This window comes from Acidovorax sp. K2F (assembly GCF_025246485.1).
Taxonomy (GTDB): domain Bacteria; phylum Pseudomonadota; class Gammaproteobacteria; order Burkholderiales; family Burkholderiaceae_C; genus Acidovorax; species Acidovorax delafieldii.
In genome coordinates, this window is sequence record NZ_JAOBSQ010000009.1 from 130,322 (window position 1) to 145,476 (window position 15,155).

The 15,155-nt window shown below is 65.2% G+C and carries 15 protein-coding genes; 10 read left to right on the forward strand and 5 right to left on the reverse strand.

Going from position 1 to position 15,155, the window contains the following annotated elements; translation table 11 throughout:
• Nucleotides 1-7: 7 nt before the first annotated feature.
• The gene (locus tag N4G42_RS04140; RefSeq protein WP_056059279.1) at nucleotides 8-1,210 is read right to left on the reverse strand and encodes an MFS transporter; all 1,203 of its coding nucleotides are present in this window, start codon (nucleotides 1,208-1,210) and stop codon (nucleotides 8-10) included.
• Between the two features lie 124 nt (nucleotides 1,211-1,334).
• On the opposite strand from N4G42_RS04140, the gene N4G42_RS04145 reads away from it, so the two are divergent.
• Nucleotides 1,335-2,219 (forward strand): LysR family transcriptional regulator, encoded by an 885-nt coding sequence (locus tag N4G42_RS04145; protein WP_260666269.1) that lies wholly within the window; start codon nucleotides 1,335-1,337, stop codon nucleotides 2,217-2,219.
• A gap of 25 nt (nucleotides 2,220-2,244) precedes the next feature.
• Here N4G42_RS04145 and N4G42_RS04150 read toward each other — a convergent pair whose 3' ends face one another.
• Together N4G42_RS04150 and N4G42_RS04155 are read right to left on the reverse strand one after the other, a co-directional pair.
• Nucleotides 2,245-2,442 (reverse strand): hypothetical protein, encoded by a 198-nt coding sequence (locus N4G42_RS04150; RefSeq protein WP_015012532.1) that lies wholly within the window; start codon nucleotides 2,440-2,442, stop codon nucleotides 2,245-2,247.
• A gap of 120 nt (nucleotides 2,443-2,562) precedes the next feature.
• Nucleotides 2,563-3,267 carry a glutathione S-transferase N-terminal domain-containing protein gene (locus N4G42_RS04155; RefSeq protein ID WP_260666270.1) on the reverse strand — a complete coding sequence of 235 codons (705 nt, stop codon included), beginning with the start codon at nucleotides 3,265-3,267 and terminating at the stop codon, nucleotides 2,563-2,565.
• 95 nt (nucleotides 3,268-3,362) lie between these two features.
• Here N4G42_RS04155 and dapF point away from each other — a divergent pair, with 95 nt between their 5' ends.
• From dapF to lepB, 4 genes are all read left to right on the forward strand, one after another.
• Complete coding sequence (dapF, locus tag N4G42_RS04160) at nucleotides 3,363-4,244, forward strand: diaminopimelate epimerase (protein WP_116748927.1); 882 nt, start codon at nucleotides 3,363-3,365, stop codon at nucleotides 4,242-4,244.
• Nucleotides 4,241-4,930: a DUF484 family protein gene (locus N4G42_RS04165; protein WP_056059265.1), complete on the forward strand. Its 690-nt coding sequence runs from the start codon at nucleotides 4,241-4,243 to the stop codon at nucleotides 4,928-4,930. Before dapF ends, N4G42_RS04165 begins: the two co-directional genes overlap by 4 nt.
• Before the next feature lie 56 nt (nucleotides 4,931-4,986).
• The gene (locus tag N4G42_RS04170; RefSeq protein ID WP_260666272.1) at nucleotides 4,987-5,964 is read left to right on the forward strand and encodes a tyrosine recombinase XerC; all 978 of its coding nucleotides are present in this window, start codon (nucleotides 4,987-4,989) and stop codon (nucleotides 5,962-5,964) included.
• 118 nt (nucleotides 5,965-6,082) lie between these two features.
• Nucleotides 6,083-6,751: a signal peptidase I gene (gene lepB, locus N4G42_RS04175; RefSeq protein WP_260666273.1), complete on the forward strand. Its 669-nt coding sequence runs from the start codon at nucleotides 6,083-6,085 to the stop codon at nucleotides 6,749-6,751.
• 47 nt (nucleotides 6,752-6,798) lie between these two features.
• On the opposite strand, the gene N4G42_RS04180 is transcribed toward lepB, so the two are convergent.
• Together N4G42_RS04180 and N4G42_RS04185 are read right to left on the reverse strand one after the other, a co-directional pair.
• Nucleotides 6,799-8,454 (reverse strand): methyl-accepting chemotaxis protein, encoded by a 1,656-nt coding sequence (locus tag N4G42_RS04180; protein WP_260666274.1) that lies wholly within the window; start codon nucleotides 8,452-8,454, stop codon nucleotides 6,799-6,801.
• 32 nt (nucleotides 8,455-8,486) lie between these two features.
• On the reverse strand, nucleotides 8,487-9,014 hold the full coding sequence (locus N4G42_RS04185; protein WP_260666275.1) for a chemotaxis protein CheW: 528 nt from the start codon (nucleotides 9,012-9,014) through the stop codon (nucleotides 8,487-8,489).
• A gap of 227 nt (nucleotides 9,015-9,241) precedes the next feature.
• Here N4G42_RS04185 and N4G42_RS04190 point away from each other — a divergent pair, with 227 nt between their 5' ends.
• From N4G42_RS04190 to hslV, 5 genes are all read left to right on the forward strand, one after another.
• Nucleotides 9,242-10,477: a class I SAM-dependent rRNA methyltransferase gene (locus N4G42_RS04190; protein WP_099731228.1), complete on the forward strand. Its 1,236-nt coding sequence runs from the start codon at nucleotides 9,242-9,244 to the stop codon at nucleotides 10,475-10,477.
• Nucleotides 10,478-10,589: 112 nt separating this feature from the next.
• Complete coding sequence (locus N4G42_RS04195) at nucleotides 10,590-11,651, forward strand: CobW family GTP-binding protein (RefSeq protein ID WP_260666276.1); 1,062 nt, start codon at nucleotides 10,590-10,592, stop codon at nucleotides 11,649-11,651.
• Nucleotides 11,652-11,848: 197 nt separating this feature from the next.
• Complete coding sequence (gene dksA / locus N4G42_RS25625; RefSeq protein ID WP_082522359.1) at nucleotides 11,849-12,646, forward strand: RNA polymerase-binding protein DksA; 798 nt, start codon at nucleotides 11,849-11,851, stop codon at nucleotides 12,644-12,646.
• A 47-nt stretch (nucleotides 12,647-12,693) separates the two neighbouring features.
• Nucleotides 12,694-14,433, forward strand: a complete 1,740-nt coding sequence (locus N4G42_RS04205; protein ID WP_260666277.1) for an STAS domain-containing protein — start codon at nucleotides 12,694-12,696, stop codon at nucleotides 14,431-14,433.
• Nucleotides 14,434-14,583: 150 nt separating this feature from the next.
• Nucleotides 14,584-15,150 carry an ATP-dependent protease subunit HslV gene (hslV, locus tag N4G42_RS04210; protein ID WP_056059237.1) on the forward strand — a complete coding sequence of 189 codons (567 nt, stop codon included), beginning with the start codon at nucleotides 14,584-14,586 and terminating at the stop codon, nucleotides 15,148-15,150.
• The last annotated feature ends 5 nt before the right edge of the window (nucleotides 15,151-15,155 follow it).

The following is a 15,155-nucleotide window of genomic DNA, read 5'->3' on the forward strand; positions in this document are numbered from 1 at the left end:
GGTGGGCTCAGTGCCCCACAGGCACCACACCAGCGGCACGCACGGGGATGCCGCTGCGCCGGTCCAGCACACCGCTCCAGTGCGTGAGGGCCAGCGACACCAGCACCACCAGCGCACCGATCCACGGCGTGTGCTGCAGGCCCAGGTGCGTCACGATCAGACCACCGGCCCACGCGGCGCCGGCGATGCCCAGGTTGAACGCTGCGATGTTCAGGCCCGATGCCACGTCCACCGCCTGCGGCGTGAAGCGCTCGGCCTGCTTGACCACATACACCTGCAGCCCCGGCACATTGCCGAATGCCACGGCGCCCCACAGCAGCACGGTGCCCACAGCCAGCCAGGGGTGGGGCGCGGTGAACTGCAGCAGCAGCAACACGGCCGCCAGCAGCGCAAAGATGATGCGCAGCGCCGGGATGGGGCCCAGCCGGTCGGCCAGCTTGCCGCCCCAGAGGTTGCCCACGGCCACGGACACGCCGTACACCAGCATCACCCAGCCCACCGAACCCGCGCTGAACCCCGAGATGTCGGTGAGGATGGGCGCGAGAAAGGTGAACGGAATGAAGGTGCCGCCGTAGCCGATGGCCGTCTTGGCATATACCAGCAGCAGGCGCGGCTCGGCCAGCACCTTGGCCTGCTGCAGCAGCGAGGCGGGCGGGGTATGCGCCAGGTTGCGCGGCACGAAGAGGGCGCTGCCGATGAAGGCTGCCGCGCCCAGGGTTGACACGGCCAGGAAGGTTTCGCGCCAGCCAAAGTGCTGGCCGATGAAGGTACCCAGCGGCACGCCCGTGACCAGGGCCACCGTGAGGCCGGTGAACATGATGGCAATCGCACTTGCGGCCTTTTCGCGCGGCACCAGGCCGGTGGCGATGGTCGAGCCGATCGAGAAGAACACGCCATGCGCCAGCCCGGTGAGGATGCGCGCGGCCACCAGTGTCTCGTAGCTGGGGGCCTGCCAGGCCAGCAGGTTGCCGGCGGTGAACAAGGCCATCAGCGCCAGCAGCAGCGCCTTGCGCGGCAGCTTGCCGGTGAGTGCGGTGAGCACCGGGGCGCCGACGGCGACCCCCAGGGCGTACAGGCTGACCAGCAGGCCCGCCGAGGGGATGCTGATGGAAAGGTCTGCCGCCACGGTGGGCAGCAGGCCAACGATCACGAACTCTGTCGTGCCGATGGCAAAAGCGCTGAGCGTCAGCGCGAGCAAGGCAATGGGCATGGGAACACTCCAGTTTTCAGGCTTTCGGGCTCTGGAGTGTGGGTGTTTGGGTCTTGCAGAAAAAGAGGGTGAGATGCCATTGATAATTGACTGAAAATCAACAATCAAAGCGCCAGGAGCACCCATGAAAACCACGCTGGAAGAACTGCAGGCCTTTGTCGCCGTGGTGGATGGCGGTTCGATCACGGCCGCAGCTGACGCACTGGGCCAGACTGTCTCTGGCATCAGCCGGGCACTGGCGCGGCTGGAGAAAAAGCTGGACACCACGCTGCTTCGCCGCACGACGCGCCGCACTGAGCTGACCGAGGAGGGCCAGGCCTTTTTGCAGCGCACGCGCGCCATCCTGGCCTCCATCGACGACGCCGAGGAACACATGGCTGCGCGCCGCCAGCAGCCCGCAGGCCGCCTGCGGGTGAATGCAGCCACGCCCTTCATGCTGCATGCCGTGGTGCCCCTGGTGCCAGCGTTTCGCGAGGCGTATCCGCAGATCACGCTGCAACTGGACACGGACGAAACGTACATCGACCTGCTGGAGCGGCGCACGGACGTGGCCATTCGCATCGGACAACTCCAGGACTCCAGCCTGCATGCGCGCCCCCTGTGCACCAGCCGCCTGCGGGTGCTGGCCAGTCCCGACTACCTGACGCGGACGGGCAGGCCCAAGAGCGTGGCGGACCTGGCGCGGCACACGCTGCTGGGCTTTCACCAGCCTGAGTCGCTTAACCACTGGCCGCTGCGGGGCGAGCATGGCGATGCCTGGCCCATCGTGCCCAGCCTCACCGCGTCGAACGGCGAAACGTTGCGCCAGCTTGCGCTGCAGGGGGTGGGCATCGTGTGCCTGTCCGATTTCATGACGTCCGGTGACCGTGCGCGTGGCCACCTGGTGCAGGTGCTGGCCAAGGACACGGTGGAGGTGCGCCAGCCCATCAGCGCGGTGTACTACCGCAACACGCAGCTGGCGGCACGCATCGCGTGTTTTCTGGATTTTCTGCAGGAGCGTCTGGGCTGAGCAGGCCTGCCTTGCAGGCCCGCCGTTAGCGCAATGCGCGCAGCTGCTGCAGGCGAAGCAGCACCGCGTCGATGACGGCATTGGCACCCTCCACATCGCAGCTCCACAGCATTTCCAGCAACTCGATCAAGGCGATGGCGTTCGTTTCCTGCAGCGCTGCACGGGCGGCAGCCTGGAGGTCGTGCAGGTCCAGATCCTGAAGAACATCAACGGTCAATCCCATGGGGCACTCCCTGTTTTTTTGAGGAGGCCCATGGTAGGTGCGTGGCGGCCGGGTGCCGGGCTGCGCGGCATGATCAAGATCAAGGGCCGATGAGAAACCCAGGCGCCCTGGCGCCCGCCGTCAGCCGCGTGCCGGAATCGCCAGGCCCCTGGCCACCGCCGGGCGGGCCGCAAACGCATCGAGCACGCGCTGCACTTCGGCGAACTGGCCAAACTCCACCAGGTCGCCCGCGCCATAGAAGCCGATGAGGTTGCGCACCCAGGGCAGGATGGCAATGTCGGCGATGGTGTACTGTTCGCCCATCACCCATGGGCGGCCCGCCAGGCGCTCGTCCAGCACCTTGAGCAGGCGCTTCGACTCAGCGACATACCGGTCGCGCGGGCGTTTGTCTTCGTAGTCCTTGCCCGCAAACTTGTGGAAGAACCCGAGCTGGCCAAACATGGGGCCCACGCCGCCCATCTGCCACATCACCCACTGCAGGGTCTCGTAGCGCCCGGCGGTGTCCTGCGGCATCAGCTGACCGGTCTTGCTGGCCAGGTACACCAGGATGGCGCCGGACTCGAACAGCGCCAGCGGCTGGCCGTCCGGGCCGTTCGGGTCCAGGATGGCCGGGATCTTGTTGTTGGGGTTGAGCGAGAGAAACTCGGGCGAGGTCTGGTCGTTGGTCTCAAAGCTCACCAGGTGGGGCTCGTAGGGCAGGCCCAGTTCTTCCAGTGCAATCGACACCTTCACGCCGTTAGGCGTGGGCAATGAATACAGCTGGATGCGGTTGGGGTGCCGGGCGGGCCATTTGCGGGTGATGGCAAAAGCGGAAAGATCGGTCATGCGAGGTTCCTGAAAAAGCCGGTGGAATCGAGAGAAGCTGCCAAGCGTAAGCCCGCACGTGGTTTGGCGCAGGGGCGGGGCCATAATCCCATCCCATGCAGATTCGCTTCACCAAAATGCAGGGCGCGGGCAACGATTTTGTGGTGCTCGACGAAACCCAGGGCCGCCTGGGGCTGAACACGGCCCAATACCGCTTCCTGGCAGATCGACACTTCGGTGTCGGGGCCGACCAGATCCTCACCGTGCGGCCTTCTCCTGGTGACGGCATTGACTTCGAATACGTGATCCACAACGCCGACGGCGGCGAGGTGGAGCAGTGTGGCAACGGCGCGCGCTGCTTTGCGCGCTTTGTGCATGACCGGGGCCTGTCGGGCAAGGACACCATCCGCGTGCAGACCAAAAGCGGCGTGATCGCGCCCCGCCTCACGGGCGACGGCCGCGTCACGGTGGACATGGGGCGTCCCGAGTTCGACCCCGCCCAGGTGCCGTTCGACACCACCGGTCTCACGCCCGTGCAGCAGGGTTTGGGGCAAAAATGGCCGCTGGCGCTAGAAGAATATGCCTCCGGTGCTTCTGTTTTGATAGCTGTTGCCTCCATGGGCAACCCGCATGCGGTGCAGCTGGTGGACAACGTGGACACCGCTCCGGTCGCGCAGACCGGGCCGCTGATCGAGCGCCATGCGCGCTTCCCCCAGCGGGTGAACGCCGGCTACCTGCAGATCGTGGACCGCTCCCATGTGCGCCTGCGCGTGTTCGAGCGCGGCGCAGGCGAGACCCTGGCCTGTGGCACCGGCGCCTGCGCGGCAGTGGCCAGCGGCATCCGCCTGGGGCTGCTCGACCCCGAGGTGCAGGTGGACACGCGCGGCGGCCGCCTCACCATTGCGTGGAGCGGTGCCGACACCGATTCCGTTTTCATGACAGGCCCCGCCACCACGGTGTTCGAGGGCCAGATCGACATTCCCGACACGCTCGTATGACTACCCACATCCCACCGATCACCGAAGACGACATCGCCCAGTTCCTCACCAACACGCCCGGCTTCTTCGAGCGCCATGCCGAGGTGCTGGCCAGTGTGCAGATCACCAGCCCGCACGGCGCGCGTGCGGTGAGCCTGCAGGAGCGCCAGGCCGAGATGCTGCGCGAGAAGATCAAGGGTCTGGAGCATCGCATCATGGAAATGGTGCGCAACAGCACCGAAAACGCCGCCATTGCCCAGAAGGTGCACCAATGGACTGGCAGCCTGCTGCAGGTGCGCGACCCGTTCGACCTGCCCCAGGCCGTGGTCGATGGTGTGCGCACTCTCTTCGACGTGCCCCAGGCGGCGGTGCGTGTGTGGGAGGTGGCAGCGCCCTACATCGACGCCGACTTCACCCAGGGCGCGAGCGAGGACGCGCGGGCCTTTGCGTCGTCGCTGACCATGCCGTTCTGCGGGCCCAACCTGGGTTTTGAGCCTGCGGGCTGGCTGGCGCAAGAGGCCGGTGAGCCTGCACAGTCGCTGGCCCTGCTGCCGCTGCGCGCAGGCGCCATCGACAGCGCCACGCCTGCGTTTGGCCTGCTGGTGCTGGGGTCGCACGATCCACAGCGTTTTGATGCCACGATGGGCACCGACTTTTTGTCGCGCATGGCAGAGCTGGCGAGCGCAGCCCTTCTGCGGCTTCAGTAAGCAGTCGCAAGCCCCGCCGCCATTGCCAAACCAACGGCGTCTCAGCCACGGCCTCCATGCCTGAAACGCCCGCGGCACTCACCACGCTCGACCCCCACGTCCTGCGTTATCTGGAACATGTGCGCGTCGAAAAGCGGCTGGCCGCGCGCACGCTCACGCTCTACACCCTCGACCTCGAAAAACTGGCGCAGTTTGCGGCCAGCGTGAATGTGCCGTTGCTGCAGTTGCAGACCGCTCACATTCGCCGCTTTGTCGCGCAGATGCACAGCGGCGGCCGCAGCGGGCGGGGCATCGCGCTCATCCTGTCGGGGTGGCGCGGATTTTTCATCTGGGCGGGGCGGCAGGGGCTGATCCCGCACAACCCGGTGCAGGACGTGCGCGCCCCCAAGGCGCCCAAGCCTTTGCCCAAGGCGCTGGGGGTGGACGACGCCGTGCGGCTGGCCGAATTCGACAACACCGGCGCCGACCCCTGGCTTGAGGCGCGCGATGCAGCCATGGTGGAGCTGCTGTACGGCTGCGGCCTGCGCGTGGGCGAACTGGCGGGGCTCGATGCCATCCCCAACGCCGACACCCAGCGCCAGGGCCGTGGCTGGGTGGACCTGCAAGCGGGCGAGGCCCATGTGTTCGGCAAGGGCAGCAAGCGGCGCAGCGTGCCGGTGGGCGCGGCTGCCACAGCCGCGCTGCAGGCCTGGCTGCAGCTGCGGGCCACACCGTTTGGGGGCGAGGGCTCTGTGCGGCTGGACACCGCCCTGTTCGTGGGCCAGCGCGGCAAACGCCTTACCGCCCAGTCCATCTGGCTGCGCCTGCGCCAGCGCAGCCAGCAGGCGGGGCTGACCACGCCGGTGCACCCGCACATGCTGCGCCACTCGTTTGCCAGCCACCTGCTGCAAAGCAGTGGCGACCTGCGTGCGGTGCAGGAGCTGCTGGGGCACGCCAACATCACGACCACGCAGGTGTACACGCGGCTCGACTTTCAGCACCTGGCCAAGGTGTATGACGCGGCCCACCCGCGCGCGCGAAAGAAATCCCCCTGAGTTGCCGTGCGGCGTCCCTCCAAAGTGCGGCGCGCCTGCTGGCCTGGCGGAACCAAGTGACAACCAGGCGCCTCCGAGCAACGTGGCGCCCGCTGTGGAGCGCCCTGGAGTTGTCCTCATGCTGCTGAAATGGATCCAATCGAACCGGTGGTTCATCGTGTTGCTGTTGTGCTTTGGTGTTTTTCGCACTGCAGTGGCCGACTGGAATCCCATCCCTTCGGGCTCGATGCGGCCCACGCTGCTGGAGGGGGACGTGGTGCTGGTCAATCGCCTGGCCTACGACCTCAAGCTGCCGCTCACGGACATGATCCTGGCACACATCGATGATCCGCAGCGCGGCGATGTGGTCACCTTCTCGTCCCCGCTGGATGGCACCCGCCTGATCAAGCGCATTGCGGCCTTGCCCGGAGACACGGTGGAGATGCGCAACGAGGTGCTCTACATCAACGGCCAGGCGGCCGAATACGAGATGCCCGATTCTGTGCAGGAGCCGGTGCTGCCAGGCCACACGCTCACGGCCACGCGCTGGACAGAGCGTCTGCTGGGGCATGAGCGCCGCGTGCAGTGGCTGCAGGGCGTGACAGCGCGCAGCAGCTTCGATCCGGTGCAGGTGCCCGAAGGCGAATACCTGGTGCTGGGTGACAACCGGGACAACAGTGCCGACTCGCGCTACATCGGCCTGGTGCCACGCCATCTGCTCATCGGGCAGGCGCACCGCGTGCTGCTGTCGGCCGATGTGCTGGGCCACTGGGCGCCGCGCCTGGAGCGCTTTGGTCAGGCGCTGTAGTCCCTCCAGTCCATCAGGGGCGCGGCCGGCACGCCTGGCAGCGCTGCTCAGACGGCTGCCATCGGCGGATGGGCGTGACCGAGCGAGGGGCGGCGTGCGGGCCTGTGCTGCGCGACAGCAAGTGGCTCATGGACGTGGATGAGGGCTTGAACCGCAGGCAGCTTGAAGGTGGCAACCGTGTCGACCAGTTCGCCCGCCTGCTGGTTCAGGCTGGCAGCGGCTGCGGCCATTTCTTCTACCAGGGCGGCGTTTTGCTGTGTGGCCTGGTCCATCTGCGTTACCGCTTCGTTGATCTGGTCCACCCCTTGGCTCTGTTCGGTGCTGGCGGCAGTGATATCGCCCATGATGTCGGTGACACGGCGGATGGAGGCAACGACCTCACCCATGGTTTGACCGGCGCGGTCCACGAAGGCAGACCCGGCTTCCACGCGCTCCACACTGGTCCCGATCAGGCCCTTGATCTCGCGGGAGGCCTCGGCCGAGCGGCTCGCCAGCACGCGCACCTCGGTGGCCACCACGGCAAAGCCCCGGCCCTGGTCGCCGGCGCGGGCGGCCTCCACCGCCGCGTTCAGCGCCAGGATATTGGTCTGGAACGCGATGGAGTCGATGACGCCAATGATCTCGGAGATCTTGTTGCTACTGTCGTTGATGTCCTTCATGGTGCGCACCACGTCAGCCACCACCTCGCCACCCTGCACTGCAATCGAGGTGGCGGTCTGGGCCAGCTGGTTGGCCTGGCGGGAGTTCTCGGCGTTCTGGCGCACAGTGGCGTTGAGCTGCTCCATGGAGGCGGCGGTCTCTTCGAGCGCGCTGGCTTGCTCTTCGGTGCGCGAAGACAGGTCGTTGTTGCCCTGTGCGATTTGTTCCGAAGCGCTGGCTACGTTGATGGAGCTCTGGTGCACCATGGCTACCATGGTGGCAAGGCTGTCCTGCATGCGCTTGAGTTGCGCCATCAGGCTGGAGGTGTCGCCGGGCCTGAGGTCAATGGCCACGGTCAGGTCGCCGTGCGCCACGCTGCGCGCCAGTGCGGCAGCAGTGCCCGGCTCGGTGCCCAACTGGCCCACGATGCTGCGGGTCACGAGGTAGCCAAAGCCCAGGGCGAATAGCACGCCACTGGCAATAGCCAGCGCCACGAACCATCGCGTATTGGCGTAGGACTCGACCGCTTGGTCATACTCCTTGCGCGCAGTGTCCAGTTGCACCTGCACCAGAGCGCCCAGCACGTCTTGCAGCGGATCGAGTGCGGGGTACATCTCTCGTGCTGCATAGTCGGTCAGGCCCGGCAGGTCCTTGTTACCGATCAGGTTTTCCAGCGCTTGGACGGCGCCATCGGCTTTGGGCTGCAGCTCTTTGAATTGGGCTGCCAGGCGCACTTCGTCGGCCACCAGCTCGGTCGCCAGATAGGCGTTCCAGTTGTCACTGATGTCCTTCTTGGCTCTGGCGATCGAATCCAACCCTTGCTGCGGGGTGAGCGCGCCGTCGCGCACCTTGTGTGCGGTATCCACTACGTTCACGGCGTACGCGTCTGACACCAGCTTGATCTGTTTGAGTGGCACCACGCGGTCCTGGTACACGGTATTGAGCCCCGCGTTGGCGCGCTGCATGCCAGTGAGGCCTGCGCTGCCGATCACAACGGTCAGCACGCAAAGTACGGCCAGTAGCAGAGACAGGCGGGTAGAAATCTTCAGGTCATTGAAGTTCATGATTAGCAGTTCCTTGTGGGTGATGCAGCCGCTCAGTGGCTGGTGGCAGGTGTGTCACTCGCTACCGATTTGGCAAGAAATTTCTCGATATCGAGCAGGATCAGCATGCGCGGGCCGACCGAGCCGATGGCCAGCAGGTGTTCGGGCTTGACGTTGCCGCGCAGGGCGGGCACGGGGCGCAGCTGTTCGCGCTCCAGCGTGAGCACGTCGGACACGCCGTCCACCACCACACCCACCGTCCGCTGGCCGATGTGCAGCACGATCACCACCTTCAGGTGGTCGTACTGCACAGCGGTCTGGCCCAGCTTCAGGCGCAGGTCGAGGATGGGCACGATCACGCCGCGCAGGTTCATCACGCCCAAAAGCTCACCGGTCGCGTTGGCGATGGTGGTGGGCTTCTCGTACGACCGGATCTCCTGCACGCGCAGGATGTCCACCCCGTATTCCTCGTTGCCAATCTTGAAGGCCAGAAATTCGCGAAGGTCGGTCATCACGGCCTGGGCCGTGCCGGGCGCGGGGGCGAGGCGGGTGGTGCTGGGGCGTGTGGCGGAGGTAGTCATCGGAGTGTTTTGATAAAAATGATAATTTCCGTAATTCTATCGATTGAGAATCATATTTGTCAAATATGCGGTTTCGAGAGAGCGACTCGGCCGGGTGTCTGCCGGGCGAAGAGGGGCGGGCGGCGCGTGTCTGACCAAGGCGTGATCAGGCGCGGTGATGGCTTCTGCGCGCGTTTTTCCGTCGGCGGGGCACTCTCCCGTGCCCGCCAGCCCGCACAATTCGGGGCATGAAAACCCTTCGACTCCGCGCAGGCAAAGAACGCTCGCTGTTGCGCCGCCATCCCTGGATCTTTGAATCGGCCATCGCCAAGGGCGGCGGCGACAGCGGCGAGACCGTGCGCGTGGAATCGCACGAAGGCCAGTTTCTGGCCTGGGCTGCGTACAGCCCCAGCTCGCGCATCCGTGCCCGGGTGTGGAGCTTTGATGAGGCGCAGCGCATTGATGCTCCGTTTTTTATAGCTGCTTGCGCACGTTCCATCATCGCCAGGGCACGTTTTGACGTGCAAAGCGATGGTGTACGCTTGGTGCATGGCGAGTCCGACGGCCTGCCCGGGCTCATCGTGGACCGCTATGGCGATACGCTGGTGGCGCAGTTCACCAGCGCAGGCACCGAGCGCTGGAAGGGCGTGATTGCCGATGCGCTGCTGCGCGAAACGGGGCTGACCAAGCTCTACGAGCGCTCGGATGCCAGCGTGCGTTCGCTGGAGGGCCTGGAGCCCGCCACCGGCTGGCTGCGCGGCGGACCCACGGGTGCGGCAGGTGATGGCGAGGGGCCGCCGCTCGAACTCACGATCCGTGAACACCAGTGGCGTCTGACGCTCAACATCGCTGAGGGCCACAAGACCGGCTTCTATCTGGACCAGCGCGACAGCCGCCAGCGGTTTGCCGACTACACCCAGCGCCTGGGCTTCAAGCATGTGCTCAACTGCTTTTGCTACACCGGTGGCTTCAGCGTGGCGGCACTGGCGGGCATGCGTGCAGCGGGCACTGTGGCCGACGGGCACGTGACCTCCATCGATTCCTCGGGCCCGGCCCTGGAGCGCGCCCGCGCCCATGTGGCGCTCAACGGGTTCGATCCGAACCGGGCCACCTTCCTCGATGCCGACGTGAATGCCTCGCTGCGCCAGTTCCTCAAGGAAGGCCAGCGTTTTGACGCCATCATCCTGGACCCGCCCAAGTTCGCCCCCACGGCGGCCCACGCCGAGCGGGCTGCGCGCGCCTACAAGGACATCAACCGGCTGGCGCTGCAGTTGCTGTCGCCCGGCGGGGTGCTGTTCACCTTCTCGTGCTCGGGCGGTATCAGCGCCGACCTGTTCCACAAGATCGTGGCCTCGGCCGGAGCGGATGCTGGGGTGGACGGCTACATCCTGGAGCGCCTGGGCGGCGCGCCCGACCACCCGATGACGCTGGAGTTTCCGGAGGGCGAGTACCTCAAGGGGCTGGTGGTGATGCGCAAGGGGTGAGCTTTCCGGTGCCAGCAGGGGCTTGACAGCCTCGGTACACTGAAAAAGATGCCCCTGGGTGGGGCACTGCGCCGCGCAGCGCAAGTATTTGATTCCCTTGAAAGACAGATTTATGGCACTGATCCCCGTCACCATCCTCACCGGCTTCCTGGGCTCGGGCAAAACGACGTTGCTCAAGCGCCTCTTGAGCGAAGCCCATGGCCAGAAGATCGCCGTGATCGAGAACGAATTCGGCGAAGAAAACATCGACAACGACATCCTGGTGACCGAGTCCAAGGAGCAGATCGTGCAGATGAGCAATGGCTGCGTCTGCTGCACCATCCGCGAAGACCTGCGCGAGACGCTGCAACTGCTGGCGGCCAAGAAGCGCAAGGGCTTGCTTGACTTTGACCGCATCGTGATCGAGACCACCGGCGTGGCCGACCCGGGCCCCGTGGCACAGACCTTCTTCATGGACGAAGAGATCGCCGAAACCTACCTCATCGACTCGATCATCACGCTGGTGGACGCCAAGCATGCGCCACAGCAGCTCAACGACCGGCAGGAGGCGCGCCGCCAGGTGGGGTTTGCGGACCAGATCTTCCTGTCCAAGACCGACCTGGTGTCCAAGGACGAGACCGACGCGCTGATCCATCGCCTGAAGCACATGAACCCGCGCGCGCCCATCAAGGCCGTGCATTTTGGCGAAGTGCCGCTCAAGGAGGTGCTGGACCTGCGCGGCTTCAACCTCAATGCCAAGTTGGACATCGACCCGGACTTCCTCAAGGAAGAAGGGGATGGGCATGACCACCACGACCATGACCACGAACATGGCGAGCACTGCAGCCACCCCTCCCACCAGCATGAGCACGGCCATGGCCATCACCATCACCACGATGATGATGTGAAGAGTTTTGTATACCGATCGGACCGCCCGTTCGATCCGGCCAAGCTCGAAGACTTCCTTGGCGCCATCGTCAATATTTACGGCCCGCGCATGCTGCGCTACAAAGGGGTGCTGAATATGAAGGGCACTGAACGCAAGGTCATATTCCAGGGCGTGCACCAGCTCATGGGCAGCGACCTGGGCCCCCAGTGGGCCGAGGGCGAGGCGCGTACCAGCAAGATGGTCTTTATAGGCATTGACCTGCCCAAGGACATCTTCCTGCAGGGGCTGGAGCAAAGCCTGGTTTGACCTGTTCGCCGGTTCCGAGGGGGCAATGGAGCCCGATTTGTGTTGTATCTGCAACGTTTCCGTTTGCGTCAGCCCAGGTCGATACAATCGCGCCCCGGCAAGAACCTGTGAACAGGTTCTAGACCCCGGAAGGCTTGCCACACGCCCTTGGCTGCGAATGCAGCTGGGGCCCGCCCGTACTGCGAGGAGACCAGGAAGTGAAAGCCGACACCAGCAAATCCAAGGGGGCCACCAAGGCAACCCCTGCCGCGGCGAAAAGCGCCGCCGCCCCAGCGGCACCCAAAGTTGCTGCGAAGGCCACTGCCAAGGCTGCTGCGGCACCCAAGGTGGTCGCGCCCCCGGCCGTGGCGGCACCCGCTCCGGCGCCCGCACTGCAAGCGGGCTCGCAGGTACCCGTGCGCACAACCCGGCCTTCTTCCCGATTGGCCCAATTGACCGTACCATCCATGGCACAGACGGTGGCTTCGACAGCTGCCAAAGCCAGTTATCAACACACCATGCCCACGACCGCGCAAGCGCAGCCTACTTACACGGCTGCCAAAAAAGACCCCAAGCTGGCGAACAACTGGAAGACCAAGTCCGTCGCCGAGCTGACCGACGCTGAAGTCATGGCCATGCCCGACAGCGAGTACATGAACGAAAAGCAGATGGCGTTCTTCCGCCTCAAGCTCGTTCAGCTCAAGCAGGACATCCACAACAGTGCCGGCGAAACCACCGAACACCTGCGTGAGGACACCGTGGTGGTGCCCGACCCGGCCGACCGCGCCACCATCGAAGAAGAGCACGCACTGGAGTTGCGCACCCGCGACCGGGAGCGCAAGTTGCTCAAGAAGATCGAGCAATCCATTGCCCGCATTGATGCGGGTGACTACGGCTACTGCGACGAAACCGGTGAGCCCATTGGTGTGGGCCGCCTGATCGCACGCCCCACCGCCACGCTGTCGCTCGAAGCGCAGCAACGCCGCGAACTCAAGCAGAAGATGTTTGGGGATTGAGCAGGCAGCCGCCTGTTGATCAACGCGCGCACTCTGCACCCTGAGCCATGAGCAAGGAAGAATCCACCCCTGGCGGCCTGCTATCGAAGGTGGTGCGGTTCGTGAAGAATCCGACCGTCAACTGGACGGAGCTGGACTCCCTCCAGGACGACCGGGAGAGCCAGTACAGCAAGCAGATGCTCAAGGAGATGATCGAGCGCAAGCGCCGCAACGATTTTGTGCGGCGCCGCGAGTTCGATCAGCTGCGCAAGCTGCGCCAGCGCGAGGTCTTGCACGGGCAGCGGGTGGAAGATGCCGCAGGGCGCCCCTCGTTTTTCCAGAGCAGCATGGCATCGCCCGACGAACGGGCCGTCACGCTCAAGAAGATCGACGAGATCGAAGCGCAGATGTCCCAGCAGTGGTGGAAGAGCAAGCAGGGCGCCGACGCACCCACCCAACCAGGGGTGATGCCGGATTCCAGCACGGAGGCGTCTGCGGAAGAGCAAGCCCGTGCCTATGCGCCCACGGTGCCCGGGAGCCTGTCTGCCCCGCTGGATACCAAACCCGCCGTTCAGCCGCTGTTCGCTGATGACAGCATGGCCATTGGCCGCTTTGGTGGCACAGACGCCACCATGCTGCCCGGCAGCACCCCACACGTCGAAGCATCCTTCAGCCCTGCGGCTCCCACGGCTGCGCCCGCGCCCGCATTCGAACCGGAGGAATTCGTGCACGAACCCGATCTTGAAGAAGCCGCCATCCGGTTTGCCAATGGTGACCATGCAGGGGCCGAGTCTGGCCTGCTGGAGGTGCTGGCCCAGCACCAGCAGGACGATCCAGCGCAGCAGCTGGAAATCTGGATGACGCTGTTCGACCTTTACCGGGCCACCGGGCAGCACGACCGTTTTGACACCCTGGCCATCGACTTTGCCGCGCAATATGGCCGTTCGGCGCCGCTGTGGTTTTCCATCCCGGCGCAACTGGGCCTGGCCGTTGAAGTGGCTCCCGCTGCCGAGCCTGCCGCCGCCATGCGCCGTGATTTCAGCTGGAACGCTCCGCCCACCGTGGCGGTTTCTTCGGTGGCCGCACTGCAGGCCTCGCTGGCCCGTGCGGCGTCCCCCTGGACGCTGTCCTGGTCACGCCTTGCTTCGATTGACGAGGCGGCAGTGCCCCTGTTGGCTGACCAGTTCAGCCTGTGGGCCGACCGCGATGTCCAGATCGTGTTTTCGGGGGTTGAAAAGCTCCATGCCCTGCTCGATGCCAAGACCCAGTCGGGCGACCGCTCGAACAGCCCCGAGTGGTGGCGTTTGCGCATGACAGCCATGCGCCTCATGGGCAAGCCCGACGAGTTTGAACTGGTGGCGCTCGACTACTGCGTGACCTACGAAGTCTCTCCACCCTCCTGGGTGTCGCCACGTTGCGGATACTCGGACAACGAGGGTGTGTCTTCAGGCTCTGCGCCTCTGGCCGCCGACAGCGACTTCATGGCGTCCGATCTCGGTGAGTCGTCGGTCCCCGCTCCCTTGGAGACCGGACCCGTCGCACAGCTCAGCGGCCATATCGACGGCGATGCCACGCCCCTGCTGCAGCCATTCGAGGCGCACTTCAAGCCCGGCGTGCCGCTGACCATCGCCTGCGACAAGCTGATCCGGGTGGACTTTGCTGCTGCAGGCTCCGTGCTCAACTGGGCGGCCGAGCAACAGGGCCACGGCCATGTGATCCAGTTCCACAACTTGCAGCGGCTGGTGGCGATCTTCTTCAACGTGATCGGAATCAACGAACACGCCTGGGTGGTCCCCCGGAAGAACTAGCAGCACCTCTCCTGGAGGGCCTGTTCCGGTCCAGATTCCAGTCTTGCGGGTAGTCGGGAGGGCGTGTCGCGTGGTTGGCCAGACTGCGTGTGCGGCATCCGTCCCGAGGTCGGCTTGCAAAATGCCTGGTGATCCCCATCTGCCGCAGCTATGGATTCATCTCAAGACAACCATCCGGTGTTCCACGGCACCACCATCCTCAGTGTGCGTCGCCAGACGCCTTCCGGCATCCAGGTCGCCATCGGCGGCGATGGGCAGGTCACGCTGGGCAACATCGTGGTCAAGGGCACGGCGCGCAAGGTGCGCAAGCTCTACCACGGCAAGGTGCTGGCGGGCTTTGCGGGCGCTACGGCCGATGCCTTCACGCTGTTCGAGCGCTTCGAGGCGAAGCTGGAAAAGCACCAGGGCCACCTGACGCGCGCTGCCATCGAACTCACCAAGGACTGGCGTACCGACCGGGTCTTGCGCCGCCTCGAAGCCATGCTGGCCGTGGCCGACGCCAGTGCGTCGCTCATCATCACCGGCAATGGCGACGTGCTGGAGCCCGAGCAAGGCATCGTGGCGATTGGCTCGGGGGGCGCGTATGCGCACTCGGCAGCCAAGGCGCTGCTGGTGAATACCGAGTTGTCTGCCCAAGAGATCGTGAAAAAGTCGCTCGAAATTGCGGGCGAACTCTGCATCTACACCAACATGAACCACACCATCGAGACGCTCTGAGCGTG